Origin of the sequence: Streptomyces sp. 4F14 (assembly GCF_048159485.1) — a bacterium.
In the GTDB taxonomy this organism is placed as follows: Bacteria; Actinomycetota; Actinomycetes; order Streptomycetales; family Streptomycetaceae; genus Streptomyces.
Window position 1 is genome coordinate 262976 of record NZ_JBLRVY010000011.1, and the last position, 16012, is coordinate 278987.

General features: G+C 71.9%; 12 protein-coding genes and 1 pseudogene. 4 read left to right on the forward strand and 9 right to left on the reverse strand.

The window, feature by feature from the left end:
* Positions 1-70: 70 nt before the first annotated feature.
* Together ACLZOT_RS21560 and ACLZOT_RS21565 are read right to left on the reverse strand one after the other, a co-directional pair.
* Positions 71-244 (reverse strand): annotated as a pseudogene (locus ACLZOT_RS21560) (MBL fold metallo-hydrolase); the annotation flags it as partial.
* A gap of 403 nt (positions 245-647) precedes the next feature.
* Entirely contained in the window at positions 648-1322 is a 675-nt protein-coding gene (locus ACLZOT_RS21565) for a Crp/Fnr family transcriptional regulator (RefSeq protein WP_010350941.1), read from the reverse strand.
* Positions 1323-1651: 329 nt separating this feature from the next.
* Between ACLZOT_RS21565 and nth the strand changes: the two genes are divergently transcribed.
* From nth to ACLZOT_RS21580, 3 genes are all read left to right on the forward strand, one after another.
* Positions 1652-2485 carry an endonuclease III gene (gene nth, locus ACLZOT_RS21570; RefSeq protein ID WP_416970618.1) on the forward strand — a complete coding sequence of 278 codons (834 nt, stop codon included), beginning with the start codon at positions 1652-1654 and terminating at the stop codon, positions 2483-2485.
* Between the two features lie 552 nt (positions 2486-3037).
* Positions 3038-3736, forward strand: a complete 699-nt coding sequence (locus ACLZOT_RS21575; RefSeq protein ID WP_416970619.1) for an NUDIX hydrolase — start codon at positions 3038-3040, stop codon at positions 3734-3736.
* A gap of 134 nt (positions 3737-3870) precedes the next feature.
* Complete coding sequence (locus tag ACLZOT_RS21580) at positions 3871-5070, forward strand: MarP family serine protease (RefSeq protein WP_416970620.1); 1200 nt, start codon at positions 3871-3873, stop codon at positions 5068-5070.
* 16 nt (positions 5071-5086) lie between these two features.
* Here the strand turns inward: ACLZOT_RS21580 and ACLZOT_RS21585 are convergent, their stop codons facing one another.
* The 6 genes from ACLZOT_RS21585 to ACLZOT_RS21610 form a co-directional block, all read right to left on the reverse strand.
* Positions 5087-5269, reverse strand: coding sequence for a hypothetical protein (locus tag ACLZOT_RS21585; RefSeq protein WP_416970621.1), 183 nt, complete (start codon positions 5267-5269; stop codon positions 5087-5089).
* 113 nt (positions 5270-5382) lie between these two features.
* Positions 5383-6312: an alpha/beta fold hydrolase gene (locus ACLZOT_RS21590; RefSeq protein ID WP_416970622.1), complete on the reverse strand. Its 930-nt coding sequence runs from the start codon at positions 6310-6312 to the stop codon at positions 5383-5385.
* The gene (locus tag ACLZOT_RS21595) at positions 6309-6797 is read right to left on the reverse strand and encodes a phage holin family protein (RefSeq protein ID WP_416970623.1); all 489 of its coding nucleotides are present in this window, start codon (positions 6795-6797) and stop codon (positions 6309-6311) included. The genes ACLZOT_RS21590 and ACLZOT_RS21595 overlap by 4 nt, the downstream gene beginning before the upstream one ends.
* 53 nt (positions 6798-6850) lie before the next feature.
* Entirely contained in the window at positions 6851-8221 is a 1371-nt protein-coding gene (gene nhaA, locus ACLZOT_RS21600) for a Na+/H+ antiporter NhaA (RefSeq protein ID WP_416970664.1), read from the reverse strand.
* 370 nt (positions 8222-8591) lie between these two features.
* The gene (gene acs, locus ACLZOT_RS21605) at positions 8592-10547 is read right to left on the reverse strand and encodes an acetate--CoA ligase (protein WP_416970624.1); all 1956 of its coding nucleotides are present in this window, start codon (positions 10545-10547) and stop codon (positions 8592-8594) included.
* Between the two features lie 229 nt (positions 10548-10776).
* Complete coding sequence (locus ACLZOT_RS21610) at positions 10777-13410, reverse strand: bifunctional SulP family inorganic anion transporter/carbonic anhydrase (protein WP_416970625.1); 2634 nt, start codon at positions 13408-13410, stop codon at positions 10777-10779.
* Between the two features lie 293 nt (positions 13411-13703).
* On the opposite strand from ACLZOT_RS21610, the gene ACLZOT_RS21615 reads away from it, so the two are divergent.
* Entirely contained in the window at positions 13704-14987 is a 1284-nt protein-coding gene (locus tag ACLZOT_RS21615; protein WP_416970626.1) for a hypothetical protein, read from the forward strand.
* Here the strand turns inward: ACLZOT_RS21615 and ACLZOT_RS21620 are convergent.
* Positions 14977-15957, reverse strand: coding sequence for an ATP-binding protein (locus ACLZOT_RS21620; RefSeq protein WP_416970627.1), 981 nt, complete (start codon positions 15955-15957; stop codon positions 14977-14979). The genes ACLZOT_RS21615 and ACLZOT_RS21620 overlap by 11 nt on opposite strands.
* Between the last annotated feature and the right edge of the window lie 55 nt (positions 15958-16012).

Here is a 16012-nt window from a genome sequence, read left to right on the forward strand (position 1 = left end):
ATTTTCGCCGCGGCCCGGTGGATTCAGCCGGGGGGAGCTGAGGGAGTGGCGCGGGGGCGGGGTGGTTGTGGCCGGGAGCAGCCGCGCGGTCGGCGGGGAGGCGGAAGCAGAGGGAGTCGGCGGTGTGACCGGGCGTCGGGACGACTCTCAGTTCCAGTCCGCCGGTGGTGATGACGTCACCGGCGGCGCAGGGCGGGGCGGGGTCCAGTGCGGGTACGCGCGTGCGCGTGAGGTCGGCGAACCGGGGTGGGTTGTGCCGTGTCAGGCCGGGCGGGGCCCCGGTGCTGGTCGTGCTGTGTCAGCCGTGCCGGGGGTGGTCGCGTGCTGCGGCAGGCCGCCCGGGCCCCTCGGAGGCTGTCCGGGCGAGGATCTCGCGCGCTGCTCGGGGTGGGCGGCGCGTCAAGGCCGCCTGGGCCCCTTCGGAGGCTGTCCGGGCGAGCATCTCGCGTGCTGCTCGGGGTGGGTGGCGCGGCAGGCCGCCCGGACCCGCTCGGGGGCTCTCCGGGCTGCGTTCGGGGCCCGCCTCCCGCTCTCCGGGGCCGCCTGCCTCTCGGAGGCCCGTCTGACCCCGCTCGAAGGTCCACCAGGGCTTCCCCGGGGGCCGGGCCGGTCGTGCTGTGCCGTGCCCGCCCCCCTCGAAGCAAGCCTCAGCGTGAGCGCTTCGCCAGGCGTTCGACGTCCAGCAGGATCACCGCGCGAGCCTCCAGGCGCAGCCAGCCGCGCTGCGCGAAGTCGGCGAGGGCCTTGTTGACGGTCTCGCGGGACGCGCCGACGAGCTGGGCCAGCTCCTCCTGCGTGAGGTCGTGGACGACGTGGATGCCCTCCTCCGACTGCACGCCGAAGCGGCGCGAGAGGTCGAGCAGCGCGCGCGCCACCCGGCCGGGGACGTCGGAGAAGACCAGGTCGGACATCTGGTCGTTGGTCTTGCGCAGGCGCCGGGCGACCGCGCGCAGGAGCGCGCCGGCGACCTCGGGGCGGGCATTCAGCCAGGGCTGGAGGTCGCCGTGGCCGAGGCCCAGCAGCTTGACCTCCGTCAGGGCCGTCGCCGTCGCCGTGCGCGGGCCCGGGTCGAACAGCGACAGTTCGCCGATCAGTTCGCCGGGGCCGACCACCGCGAGCATGTTCTCCCGGCCGTCGGGGGAGGTGCGGTGAAGCTTGACCTTGCCCTCGGTGACGACGTAGAGCCGGTCGCCCGGGTCGCCCTCGTGGAACAGGGAGTCACCACGCGCGAGGGTCACCTCACTCATGGAGGCGCGCAGCTCCGCGGCCTGCTCGTCGTCGAGAGCCGCGAAGAGCGGGTTGCGCCGCAGGACGTCGTCCACGAGTTCTCTCCTTGTCGACCTGCTCAGGGGTTCTTGCGCCCCCACGTACCAAGGGGCCCTGGTGCCCATTTTGCCGGACGGTCCAAACAGTGTGATCTGTCACAAGGATGCCGCACACCTGTCCCGAGGTAAGCGGCAGGGGTCCAATCGGGGGCCGTCGCCCCGGGGCCGGGGCGGATGTCAGTGCCGGGCTCTAGGGTGGTCGGGAGTCCAAAACGCCGGTGGGAGCGGCGGGACGGGGGAACGGGCGGGCGATTCCCCGGCCGGATTCCGCTGTGGGCGAACAGGACGGTGGGGGGATCTCCGGTGGCGGCACGAAAAGGGCAGAAATGACAGAGAAGGCTTCTGTGAGGAAACCGTCCGCAGGCGGGAAAAGCGGCGGCGCGAAGAGCGAGTCCCGTACGGCCCTCGTGCGCCGGGCCCGCCGTATCAACCGGGAACTCGCGGAGGTCTATCCGTACGCCCACCCCGAGCTCGACTTCGAGAACCCCTTCCAGCTCGTCGTCGCGACGGTCCTGTCCGCCCAGACCACCGACCTGCGCGTCAACCAGACCACCCCGGCGCTCTTCGCCAAGTACCCCACGCCCGAGGACCTCGCCGCGGCCAACCCCGAAGAGGTCGAGGAGATCCTCCGTCCCACCGGCTTCTTCCGCGCCAAGACGAAGTCCGTGATCGGCCTCTCCAAGGCGCTCGTCGAGGACTTCGGCGGCGAAGTCCCGGGCCGGCTGGAGGACTTGGTCAAGCTCCCCGGGGTCGGCCGCAAGACGGCGTTCGTGGTCCTCGGCAACGCGTACGGGCGCCCCGGCATCACCGTCGACACACACTTCCAGCGCCTGGTCCGCCGCTTCCGGTGGACGACGGAAACGGACCCCGAGAAGATCGAGGCCGCGATCAGCGACCTCTTCCCCAAGTCCGACTGGACCGACCTCTCCCACCACGTCATCTGGCACGGCCGCCGCATCTGCCACGCCCGTAAACCCGCCTGCGGCGCCTGCCCCATCGCCCCCCTCTGCCCCTCCTACGGCGAGGGCGAGACAGACCCCGAAAAAGCCCGCAAACTCCTCAAGTACGAAAAAGGCGGCTTCCCCGGCCAACGCCTCAACCCGCCCCAGTCCTACCTGGACGCGGGCGGCAAGGCGGCTCCGCCGCTGGGGAGCGCGTAAGGGGGGACCGGGCTTCCCCTGGCCGCCGGGGGAGCCCGCGTGAGCCTGGCGGGCAGCAGGGCAGCAGGGCAGCAGGGCAGCAGGGCAGCAGGCTCGTGGGGCTCGGCGGAGCAGGCGGCGGGTTCGCGGGGAGCGAGCCGGGCCGGAGGCCGGGGTGGGGGACGCGGGCGGCGTGGTGTCCTCGCGCGCGGGTGCTGGTTGCCGGGCAGTCGCGGAAAGAACCGACAGCGCCCTCGGGTGTGCGGGCGACCGGCAGGGGCAAACGGCACCGTCCGCGCGCCGGGCACCCGCACCGGCGTTCTCGGCGCCCCGCCACTCCCGCCCGTTGCCTCTTGAACCCGCCCCGCCCGCACGCCGCCCCGCATACCGGAAGCCTCCCCGCCCCGCCCGCACACCGGCCCCCGTGGCCCCCCCCCGTAAGCAAACCCTCCATGTCCGGAATGTGGACGCCCACATGATCGTGGCTGAATTCGGGGAGGAGCATCCGCGTGGGGTGGAACGATCTCGGGGGAGCCGGGCGTTGTCAGGGAGAGAGCGGGGGGTGGTGTGGTCGTGCGGCATGTGGAGGACGGCGGGGTGTCGGTGGAGGTCAGTGTCAGTGAGGAGGGTCTGCCGGAGTGGCTGGACCCGGTGGTGCGGGCGGTCAGGACGGTGCGGCCGGCGCAGCTGAGCAGGTTCCTGCCGCCCGAGGACGGGGGCGGGCGGCAGTCCGCCGTACTCATCCTCTTCGGGGAGGGGGAGCGGGGGCCCGAGCTGTTGCTGATGGAGCGGGCGAGTTCGTTGAGGTCGCACGCGGGGCAGCCCTCGTTCCCGGGTGGCGCGCTTGACCCGGAGGACGGGGATCCGCAGGGGGAGGGGCCCTTGCGCGCCGCGCTGCGGGAGGCCGAGGAGGAGACGGGGCTCGACCCGGCGGGCGTACAGATCTTCGGTGTGCTGCCGAAGCTGTACATCCCGGTGAGCGGCTTCGTCGTGACGCCCGTGCTGGGCTGGTGGCGCAAGCCGAGCCCGGTCGGGGTCGTCGATCCCGGGGAGACGGCCCGTGTCTTCACCGTCCCCGTGGCGGATCTCACGGACCCCGCGCACCGCGCGACGACCGTGCACCCCAGCGGCCACCGAGGCCCGGCATTCCTGGTCGAATCGGCCCTCGTGTGGGGATTCACGGCGGGCGTCATCGACCGGATCGTGCACTACGCGGGCTGGGAGCGCCCCTGGGACAAGGCCAACGAGGTCCCGCTGGACTGGCGGTCATGACAGGGTGTCCCCCGGATGCGGGAACCTCCCGGCCGCCCCGTGGGAGCGCCGCACCCCTCCGGCCGCCCCGGCCGGATGCGGGACCCCCGGCCGACCTGGAGCGAGGGCGAGTTGAATAGGCGAGGCGCCGAGCGGTGAACGTGCTGGACATCCTGTTGCTGGTCGCGGCCGTCTGGTTCGCGGTCGTCGGCTACCGCCAGGGCTTCGTCGTCGGCATCCTGTCGGTCGTCGGTTTCCTGGGCGGCGGCCTGGTCGCGGTCTATGTCCTGCCGGTCGTCTGGGACGCCCTGACGGACAGTTCGGAGGTCAGTACGACGGCCGCGGTCGTCGCCGTCGTCGTCGTGATCGTCTGCGCCTCGGTCGGTCAGGCCCTGACCACGCATCTGGGCAGCAAGCTGCGCCGCTACATCACCTGGTCGCCCGCGCGCGTGCTGGACGCGACGGGCGGCGCGCTGGTGAACGTCGCGGCGATGCTGCTGGTGGCCTGGCTGCTGGGCTCGATGCTCGCGCAGACGACGCTGCCGACGCTCGGCAAGGAGGTCCGCGGCTCGAAGGTCCTGCTGGGCGTGTCGGAGACGCTGCCGGTGCAGGCGGACTCCTGGTTCAAGGACTTCACCTCGGTCCTCGCGCAGAACGGCTTCCCGCAGGTCTTCTCCCCGTTCTCCAGCGAGCCGATCCGCGAGGTCGACCCCCCGGACCCGGCGCTCGCGGGCAGCGAGGTCGCGGTCGCGGCGAAGCGTTCCATCGTCAAGGTGATGGGCACGGCGGAGAGTTGCGGCAAGGTCCTGGAGGGCACCGGCTTCGTCTTCGACGAGCGCCGCGTGATGACGAACGCGCACGTGGTGGGCGGCGTCGACGAGCCCACCGTCCAGATAGGCGGCGAGGGCCGCAAGTACGACGCGAAGGTCGTCCTGTACGACTGGAAGCGCGACATCGCCGTCCTGGACGTCCCCGACCTCGACGCGCCCGCCCTGCGCTTCACGACGGACGACGCGGGCAGCGGCGACGGAGCGATCGTCGCCGGCTTCCCGGAGAACGGCGCGTACGACGTCCGCGCGGCGCGCGTGCGCGGGCGCATCACGGCGTCCGGCGCGGACATCTACAAGCGCGGCACGGTCCGCAGGGACGTGTACTCCCTGTACGCGACGGTCCGCCAGGGCAACTCCGGCGGCCCCCTGCTGACCCCCGACGGCGAGGTCTACGGCGTCGTCTTCGCGAAGTCCCTCGACGACCCGCAGACCGGGTACGCGCTGACCGCCGACGAGATCCGGCAGGACATCACGCAGGGCCGTACGGCGGCGCAGCAGGTCGACAGCGACAACTGCGCGCTGTAGGCGGGGGAGCGGGGCGTCAGCCTCGTGGGTGGCGCAGGCGCACCGAGACCCAGCGGGCCCTGCGGCGCAGGATGCGCGGAATGCCCACCCGAAGCTCGCTGCCCGGCAACCCCGGGTCGCTGCCTCGCTGGTGGGGGCTCAGGCCGTCGGCCGAGCGGCGATTGCGTGCTGCGTCACTGTAGTCGTGCGTCCAGCCCATACCCCGACGTCTGCCCCCGCCCCAAGGTCGATAACCTCACCGAGGGCGCCCAATCGGCCTATGCGCCGGGCACATGGCTGTTCGCAGGACAAGCGTTCCCGTACGGCGTGTGCTCACCGGTCGGGCTCGGGGTCCTTCAGCCAGTTCACCAGCTCCGCCGAGAACGCCACCGGGTCCTCCTCATGCGGAAAGTGCCCCAACCCGTCGAACAGCCGCCACCGGTACGGCGCTTCGACGTACTCCGCGCTGCCCGCCGCGCTCCGCGCCCGCGACACCGGGTCCAGGGAGCCGTGCAGATGCAGCGTCGGGACGCGCACCGGGCGCTTCATGCGCCGGTAGAACTGCACCCCGTCGGGCCGTGCGAGGGAGCGGACCAGCCAGCGGTAGGGCTCGATGGAGCAGTGCGCGGTGGACGGGATGCACATCGCGCGCCGGTACACCTCCAGCGCCTCCTCGTCGGGCGGCACCGGCCCCGACCACTCCTGGATCAGCTCGGCGACCAGCGCCCCGTCGTCCGCGACGAGCCGCCGCTCCGGCAGCCACGGCCGCTGGAACCCCCAGATGTGTGAACTCGCCGTCGTCTGCTTGACGTCGGCGAGCATCGCGGAGCGCCAGCGCCGGGGGTGCGGCATCGAGGCGACCGCGAGGCGCCGTACGAGTTTGGGGCGCATGACCGCGGCCGTCCAGGCGAGGTAGCCGCCGAGGTCGTGGCCGACGAGGGCGGCGTCCGGCTCGCCGAGGGAGCGGATGACGCCGGTGATGTCGAGGGCGAGGTTGGCCGGGTCGTAGCCGCGCGGGGTGCGGTCGCTGCCGCCGACGCCCCGCAGGTCGAGGGCGACGGCGCGGAAGCCCGCGTCCGCCAGCGCCGTCAGCTGGTGGCGCCACGTCCACCAGAACTGGGGGAAGCCGTGCACCAGCAGGACCAGCGGGCCCTCGCCTGCCTCCGCGATGTGGAAGCGGGCGCCGTTCGCGGCGACGTCGCGATGCGTCCAGGGACCGTCGGGTCGTACCACCGAGGAGGGCGCTGTGGAAGGGTCCGTCATGATGTCGAGCGTGCCACAGCCTCGACGGCCTTCGGGGCTTTGCCCTCGACGAGTTCGGGACGCGGGTGCGGCTTCGCGTTCTGCAGGACGCCGGCGGTCTCCTTCATGGACGCGGCGACCTTCTGGGGGCCCTTGCTCTTCGCGGCCTTCTTGGCCATGGCCACGCCGATCAGCCCCAGCACCGCCGCGACCAGCACGTTCGCCGCGAACGACAGCAGGAAGCACACCGCCATATTCCAGTGGCTCCAGGTGCGGATGCCGTACGCCAGCGCGAAGTTGAGCATCGGCAGGGAGAACAGCAGGACGACGCCGGCGACGGTGAACGCGCCCCCGCTGATCGCCCCCCGCTTCACGTCCCGCTTGAGCTGCGCCTTCGCGAGCGCGATCTCGTCGTGCACCAGCGCGGACATCTCGGCCGTCGCGGAGGCGAACAGCTGTCCGACGCTGCGTTCGGCGCCGACCGGGGTGTCGTCGGGTGCGCTCATCGGGTTCTCCCTCGTCCTCTTCACAAGCTCTCGGTTCGTACCGTTCCGTCAGATCATGCCGGACGCCCGTCCGCGGCGCCCGTCCCGCCCGGCACTTGTGCGGCCATGTCCCGGGCGATACGGCGGTGCTCGGCCGCCTTGCGCTCGTGGATCTCCGCCATCCGCAGGTGGTAGGCGGGGTCGTCCTGCTCGTACACGTCCGGGATGCCGCTGGCGTCCTCGTCGCGCTCCTCGTCCGCCGCGAGCCGGCGGTACTTCGCGTTGCGCAGCTTCAGCAGGACGGTCGCGCAGCACGCCGAGATCAGCGAGCCGATCAGGACGGCCGCCTTCACCTCGTCCGTGAGCGCCGCGTCCCCGTCGAACGCCAGCTCGCCGATCAGCAGCGACACGGTGAAGCCGATGCCCGCGAGGGAGGCCAGCGCGAAGACGTCCGCCCAGGCGAGGTCCTCGCTCAGCGAGGCCCGCGTGAACCGCGCCGTCAGCCACGTCCCTCCGAAGATCCCCAGCGTCTTCCCCACGACCAGCCCGAGCACGACCCCCAGCGTCTCCGGCTTCCCGAACACGTCCCCGAGCGCCCCGCCCGACACGGTCACCCCCGCACTGAACAGCGCGAACAGGGGTACGGCGAGACCGGCCGACAGCGGCCGTACGAGGTGCTCGATCCGCTCGCCCGGCGAACGCCGCTCGCCCTCGCGCGTCGTACAGCGCAGCATCAGGCCCATCGCGACGCCGGCGACCGTCGCGTGGACGCCGCTGTTGTACATCAGCGCCCAGATGACGACGGCGAGCGGGACGTAGACGTACCAGCCTGTGACGTTTTTGCGCAGCAGCAGCCAGAACACGACCAGGCCCGCCACCGCGCCGGCCAGTGCCGCGAAGTTCAGGGAGCCGGTGAAGAACACGGCGATGATCAGGATCGCGAAGAGGTCGTCCACGACGGCGAGCGTCAGCAGGAAGGCGCGCAGGGCGCTCGGCAGGGAGGTGCCGATGACCGCGAGGACGGCGAGCGCGAACGCGATGTCCGTCGCGGTCGGGACTGCCCACCCGGCCAGGGAGCCGCTGCTGGCGTTGACGATGGTGTAGACCAATGCCGGTGCCGCCATCCCGCACAGCGCGGCGACGACCGGCAGCGCGGCGGCCCGGGGGTCCTTGAGGTCCCCGGCGACCAGTTCACGCTTCAGCTCGATGCCGGCGACGAAGAAGAAGACGGCGAGGAGCCCGTCGGCGGCCCAGTGGGCGAGGGAGAGGTCGAGCCCGAGAGCGGACGGGCCGAGGTGGAAGTGGCTGACGTCGGCGTAACTGCCCTTGATCGCGGGCACGTTGGCCCACACCAGCGCCCCGACCGCCGCGACGAGCAGCAGCACCCCGCCCACGGTCTCCGTCCGCAGCGCGTCCACCACGAACGTCCGCTCGGGCAGCGACATCCGGCCGAGAAACTTGCGACTGCTGCGGGCCGTGGCCACGGAAACCTCCGGTCTGAGGACATGTCGATCACATGCCGACCAGACTTCCCGGCGCACCTTGACGATCCCCTCCGGGGATCTTGTCGCACCTTTGACGCGACTTTTACCAGGGTACCGAAGGCGGGGCGGGCGCGCTTGGGCCGGTGTTTCCGGGGGCGCGACCATGTCGTATCGGCGCGACCAGTTGCTCTTTCAGGGGCGCGGGGAACCGCGCGATCAGCCACCGACGACCCGCACTCGGCGGCGATCAGAAGTCCCCGCCTCGGCAGCCGTACGCGCGAACGCTCCCGGCGTCTTCTCGATGCCGGGAGCGTTCCTGTCGGTCGGGGTCTCAGTCCTCGCTGGGTGCGGCCGGGAGCTTGGCCTGGATGAGGTCCATGACCGTGGAGTCGGTCAGGGTCGTGACGTCACCCATCTCGCGGTTCTCCGCGACGTCCCGCAGGAGGCGGCGCATGATCTTGCCGGAGCGGGTTTTGGGGAGTTCCGCGACGGGCAGGACGCGCTTCGGCTTGGCGATGGGGCCGAGGGTCGCGCCCACGTGGTTGCGCAGGTCCGCGATCAGGTCGTCGCTCTCCGAGGCGGTGCCGCGCAGGATCACGAAGGCGACGATCGCCTGGCCGGTCGTCTCGTCGGTGGCGCCCACCACCGCCGCTTCCGCTACCGAGGGGTGCGAGACGAGCGCCGACTCGACCTCCGTCGTGGAGATGTTGTGCCCGGAGACGAGCATGACGTCGTCCACGCGCCCGAGGAGCCAGATGTCGCCGTCGTCGTCCTTCTTGGCCCCGTCGCCCGCGAAGTACTTGCCCTCGAAACGCGACCAGTACGTGTCGATGAACCGCTGGTCGTCGCCCCAGATGGTGCGCAGCATCGAGGGCCACGGCTCGGTGAGGACGAGATAGCCGCCGCCCCCGTTCGGCACCTCGTTGCCCTCGTCGTCGACGACGGTCGCGGAGATCCCGGGCAGCGGCGTCTGCGCGGACCCGGGCTTCGCCTCGGTGACCCCGGGCAGCGGCGAGATCATCATCGCGCCGGTCTCGGTCTGCCACCAGGTGTCGACGACCGGCGTCTTCTCGGCCCCGATGTTCTTGCGGTACCAGATCCACGCCTCGGGGTTGATCGGCTCACCGACCGAGCCGAGCACCCGCAGCGACGACAGGTCGAACTTCGCGGGGATGTCGTCGCCCCACTTCATGAACGTACGGATCGCGGTGGGCGCGGTGTAGAGGATCGACACCTTGTACTTCTGGACGATCTCCCAGAACCTCCCCTGGTGCGGGGTGTCGGGGGTGCCCTCGTACATGACCTGGGTCGCGCCGTTGGCGAGCGGTCCGTAGACGACGTACGAGTGCCCGGTCACCCAGCCGATGTCGGCGGTGCACCAGTACACGTCGGTCTCGGGCTTGAGGTCGAAGACCGCGTGGTGGGTGTACGCCGCCTGGGTGAGGTAGCCGCCGGACGTGTGCAGGATGCCCTTGGGCTTGCCCGTCGTACCCGAGGTGTACAGGATGAACAGCGGGTGCTCGGCGTCGAACGCCTGCGGGGTGTGCTCGGTGGACTGCCGTCCGACGACGTCGTGCCACCACAGGTCGCGGCTGTCGTCCCAGGCGACCTCCTGACCCGTACGCCGCACGACGAGGACGTTGCGTACGCCGCCCGCCTTGCCGACGGCGTCGTCGACGGCGGGCTTGAGCGCCGCCGGCTTCCCGCGCCGGTGGCCGCCGTCGGCGGTGATGACGACCTTCGCGTCGGCGTCCTGGATGCGCGTGGCCAGCGCGTCCGCCGAGAAGCCGCCGAAGACCAGCGAGTGCGGGGCGCCGATGCGGGCGCAGGCCAGCATCGCGATGGCCGCCTCGGGGATCATCGGCAGGTAGATCGCGACCCGGTCGCCGGCCTGGACGCCCAGTTCCAGCAGCGCGTTGGCCGCGCGGGAGACCTCGTCCTTCAGCTCGGCGTAGGTGATGCTCCGGCTGTCGCCGGGCTCGCCCTCGAAGTGGATGGCGACCCGGTCGCCCAGGCCGCTCTCGACGTGCCGGTCGACGCAGTTGTACGCGACGTTCAGCGCGCCGTCCGCGAACCACTTCGCGAACGGCGGGTTCGACCAGTCCAGCGTCTCGGTCGGCTCCTCGGCCCAGCTCAGCCGGCGGGCCTGCGCCGCCCAGAAGCCGAGCCGGTCAGCCTTGGCCTGTTCGTACGCCTCGGCCGTGACATTGGCGGCCGCCGCCAGGTCAGCCGGCGGAGCGAAGCGCCGCTCCTCTTTGAGGAGGTTGGCCAGGCTTTCGTTGCTCACGACATCTCCCTTTCCCAGGGTGTCCGTTGTGTCCCAGGCCACAGCTCATCAGACCCGGGGGGCGATGACAAGGGTCGGCCGATCAATGGTTTAGACCTGTAGGGGTCCGGAACCAGCCGGGTCATCCGTACCCACGGATGTCGGGGGAGGGGAGTTCAGCGGGTGTAACACCTTTCACACTTCGGGGGGTCGGGGTTCGAATACGCCGCGCAGGGGGAGGGAGGGCGGATCAGACCGGCCGGTCCGTCGTCCCCACGTGGTCGAAGACGCCCTCCGTCAGCAGGTACGCCTGCGCCTCCCCCACGTGGAAGTACATGCCGTGCAGCTCCAGCGCGCCCGTGCGCAGGGCGCGGGCCACCGAGTCGTGCGCACGCAGGTGGTCCAACTGCTGGACGACGTTGGTGAGACAGAGCTGCTCCACCGCGTCCGCGGGCGCCCGCCCGGCGAGCCGCGCCCACGCGTGGCCCGCGTCGGCCATCCGCTCCAGACTCGGCCGCCCATGGCGCAGCCACCGCTTCAACGGCGTCTGCACGCCACCCGGTTCGGTGTTCAGCAGCGCCTGCATCGCCCCGCACCCGGAGTGCCCGCACACGGTGATCGACCGCACGTTCAGCACGTCCACCGCGTACTCGATCGCCGCCGCCACCGAGTCGTCCCCGCTCTCCGCACCGGGCAGCGGCACGAGATTGCCGACGTTCCGTACGACGAACAGGTCGCCCGGCCCGCTGGAGGTGATCATCGACGTCACGAGGCGTGAGTCCGCGCAGGTCAGGAACAACTGCGCCGGCCGCTGGCCCTCCCGGGCGAGCCGCGCCAGCTCGCCCCGCACACGGGGGGCGGTGTTGCGCTGGAACGCGCTGATGCCGCGGGCGAGTTGATGCGCGCTGGGCGGAGGGGCGGGGGTGTCGGGGGGTGTTGTGCCGGGGGCGCCGGGGCCGGTGCCGGCGGGGGCGCTCGCGTGGCCGGTCCCGGTGCGGTCGTCGGTGTGGCCGGTTCCGGTGGGGATACCGGCGTTGCCGGCCCCGGTGGGGGTACTGGCGTTGCCGGCCCCGGTGGGGGTACCGGCGTGGTCGGCCGCGCTGTCCCTCGGCTCCGAGGCCCCGCTCCCCGGGCCGCTCTCCCGGTGCTCGCCCTGCGGCGCCTCGGCGGCGCCGTCGCCCAGCCCTGAAGCCCCGGCCGCCTCGTGAGGGGGCGGCATCAGGCTTGCGCACTGGTGGTTGCGCCATGGCGTCCAGGGGCGGCAGTGGCACTCCGCCGGGGGTGCGGGGGCGCGGCGGCCGGAGAGGTCGGCGGTGCCGCCCTGCGCGGTGTGCGTCTTGTGCCAGTCCTGGAGGGACTCGAACGCCGCGTGGTCCATGAAGGAGCCGTCCAGTTCCACGACCGCGTGCGCGCCCTGGGGGACGAGGTGGAGGGTGCGGCTGAGGCGGGGCACGGCGAGGAACGTCAACTGGCCCCGGACGTGGATGCGGTGGACGCCGTCCACCTCGGCGTGGGTGATGCGCGTGCGCGCGAGGCGGTGCAGGGCGACCGCCACGGCGACGGCGATCCCGAGGAGGACGCCCTCCAGGACGCCCAGGAACACCACGCCGAGGGTGGTGACCGCGTACACCAGCACCTCGCGGTGGCGGGTCACCGTACGGATGTGGTGCAGCGACACCATCTGGATGCCGACGGCCATGACCAGGGCGGCGAGGGAGGCGAGCGGGATCAGCTCCAGGACCGGGACCAGGAGCAGCGCGGCGATCACCACGAGGACGCCGTGCAGCATCGTGGAGTTCCGGCTCACCGCGCCCGCGTGCACGTTCGCCGAGCTGCGCACCGCGACCCCGGCGACGGGCAGCCCGCCGAGGGCGCCGGAGACGACGTTCGCGGCGCCCTGGCCGAGCAGTTCGCGGTCGAGGTCGGAGCGGCCCACGCGTGGGGCGGGCGCCGACGGCAGCGGGCCGGGGCCGTTCTTGGCCACGGGCGTGGACGCCTGCCGGGAGGCGATCATCTTGTCCACGGCGACCGCGCCCAGCAGGGACTGCACGCTGCACACCAGCGTGGTCGTCAGGACGGCGGCGACGATGCCGAGCACCGGGCCCTCAGGCAGCCCGGCCAGCGCGTGGCTGGACCAGGACGGCAGGTCGACCTTGGGGAGCGTGAGCCCGGCGAGCGCGGCGACGGCGGTGGCGCCGGTGACGGCGACGAGCGCGGCGGGGACCTTCCGCAGCAGCCGCCCGAGGCGCCCGGGGACGCGCGGCCACAGCAGCAGGAGCGCGAGCGTGAGGGCGCTCACCGCGACGGCGGCCGGGTGCAGTCCGGCGAGCTGGGCGGGCAGGGCGCGCAGGTTGTCCAGGACGGAGCTCTGCGGGCTGCCGCCGAGCACGATGTGCAGCTGTGCGACGGCGATCGTGACGCCGATGCCGGCGAGCATGCCGTGGACGACGGCGGGGCTGACGGCGAGCGCGGTGCGCGCGACGCGCAGGCAGCCGAGGGCGAGCTGCGCGCATCCGGCGAGGACGGTGATCGCGCAGGTCGTACGCCAGCCGTAGCGCTGGATGAGGTCGGCGGTGACCACCGTGAGCCCGGCGGCCGGGCCGCTGACCTGCAACGGGGACCCGCCGAGGCGGCCGGCGACCAGTCCGCCGACGGCGGCGGCGACCAGGCCGGCCTGGAGGGGGGCTCCGGTGGCGAGCGCGATGCCGAGGGAGAGGGGCAGCGCGATCAGGAAGACCGCGATCGAGGCGGACACGTCGGCACCAGCGAGACGCGGGCGGCGCGGCGGGCTGTGCGGCCGGTGGGCCCGCGCGGTGGGCGCGGAGCGGGGGGCCTTGTCCGGGTCGTGGGGATCGGACGGTCGGGCGGGGGCGCAGGCGAACATGTTTCCCGTCTCCTCCGGGGCAGCGCGGTCGCGGACAGTCGCGGCCGTGGGTCACGGCAATACAGCGGCGGGATGAGGTAACACTCGGTAAACGAATCGTAATGCAGAGTAAAGTCCAGGAATAGAACTCACGAGCAAATGGGTCAACAATTCACTCTCCGGGATGAAGCGGATATTTGATCGGCTTGTCGTACTAATTCTTTTCCGGCCCCGTGCGACCTTGGCGGCGCCGTCGGCTCGCCCCGGCGGCCCACCACCGTCGCCGCAGGGAAAACCGGGAAAGAAGGATGCTGATGGCCGCCACCCAGAGGATCGCCGCGTGCGCCGTGCTCGCCGCGGCCGTCGCCACGTCGCTCGCCGGCTGCGCGGGCCCGGACACGCCCGCCGCCAAGGAGGGCGCCCGGGGCCCCCAGAAGGTGAGGCCGGCCGCCCCGGCGCCGCAGAGCGCCGTACGCCTCATCGGGGACGGGTCCACCGCCTACACCGGGGCCCAGCCGCACCTGCCGCGCCCCGAACGTCTCGCGCCGGGGGCGAAGCCGCCGCAGTTCGTGGTCTTCTCCTGGGACGGCGCCGGGGAGGACAGCCAGAAGCTGTTCTCGCACTTCCGGGGGGTCGCCAGGGCCAACCACGCGACGATGACGTACTTCCTCAGCGGCGTGTACCTGCTGCCCGAGGAGAAACGTGACCTCTACCGGCCGCCGCAGCACTCGCCGGGCCGCTCCGACATCGGCTTCAACGACGAGCAGGGCATCGCCGACACCGTCAAGCAACTGCGCCTCGCCTGGCTGGAGGGCAACGAGGTCGGCACCCACTTCAACGGCCACTTCTGCGGCAAGGGCGGTGGCGTCGGCGAGTGGTCCGTGGCCGACTGGAAGGACGAGATCGGCCAGGCAAAACGATTCGTCAAGACCTGGAAGACCAACACCGGGATGACGAAGGCGGCGCCCCTGCCCTTCGACTACGACAAGGAACTCGTCGGCGCCCGCACCCCCTGCCTCGAAGGCCAGAAGAACTTCCGCAAGGCCGCCCGCGAACTCGGCTTCCGCTACGACACCAGCGGCGTCAACAACCAGCTGTGGCCCGGCAAGAAGGAAGGGCTGTGGGACCTGTCCATGCAGCTCGTGCCGTTCCCCGGCCACTCCTACGAGCAGCTCACCATGGACTACAACTTCATGGTCAACCAGTCCGGCACCACCACCCAGGGCGACCCCGGCAAGCACGAGTACTGGGGCGACCAGATGCGCGACGGCCTCCTCAAGGGCTTCCACCGCGCCTACGACGGCAACCGCGCGCCCCTGATCATCGGCAACCACTTCGAGTCCTGGAACGGCGGCACCTACATGCGCGCCGTCGAGGAGACCATCGAGCGCGTCTGCAACAAGCCCGACGTCCGCTGCGTCTCCTTCCGCCAGCTCTCCGACTGGCTCGACGCCCAGGATCCGAAGGCGCTGGCGAAACTGCGCACCCTCGGCGTCGGCGAGGCCCCGAAGCAGGGCTGGGCGGCCTTCCTGAGCGCCCGCCCGGCCCCCGCCCCGAAGGGCGTCCCCGGGGCCCCGGCCGCGACCGTCACGCGCTGACCGCGAGCCCCTCGCCGAGCACGAAACCGGGGTCGACCTGCGCCGCCAGGTCGGCCCCGGTGCGCGCGTTCCCCCACGACTCGGCGTTCTTCAGGTGGAAGTGCACCATCTGGCGGGTGTACCGCTCCCAGTCGCGGCGGCCGTACGACGCGTCGGCGGCCGACCTGAGCCGCTCCAGCGCCGTACGGTTCGCCTCCTCCAGGGACGCGAACCGGGGCGGGCGGCCCTTCTCCATGGCGCGCACCCAGTCCGAGTGGCCGACGGTCACCAGGAGGTCGTCGCCGACCTCCGCGCGCAGGAACTCCACGTCGTCCGGGCCCTGCACCTTGTTGCCGACGACCTTCAGCTCGACGCCGAAGTCCCGGGCGTACTCCTTGTACTGGCGGTAGACGGAGACCCCCTTGCGGGTCGGCTCGGCGACCAGGAACGTGATGTCGAAGCGGGTGAACATGCCGGACGCGAAGGAGTCCGAACCCGCCGTCATGTCCACCACGACGTATTCGCCCGGGCCGTCCACCAGATGGTTGAGACACAGCTCCACTGCACCCGTCTTGGAGTGGTAGCAGGCGACCCCGAGGTCGGCGTCCGTGAACTGGCCCGTGACCATCAAACGGACGGCGCCGCCGTCGAGTTCCACGCTCCGGGCACATTTCTCGTAGACCGGGTTGTCCTCGCACACCCGCAGCAGCCGCGAGCCCTCGCCGGGCGGGGTGGTCTTGATCATCGTGTCGGCCGAGGCGATGCGCGGGTTGTCGCCGCGCAGGTACTCCTTGATCAGCGGCAGGTGCTCGCCCAGCGCGGGCAGGGCGGCGGCCTGGTCCTCGCCGAGGCCGAGCGCGGGCCCCAGGTGCTGGTTGATGTCCGCGTCGACCGCGATCACGGGTGCGCCGAGGGCGGCGAGATGCCGGACGAACAGGGAGGAGAGCGTCGTCTTGCCGCTGCCGCCCTTCCCGACGAAAGCAATTTTCATGTTCACCAAGGGTAGTGGCCCGCTGGCGCTGCGTGGCAGGGGTGCGTGAAGAAGA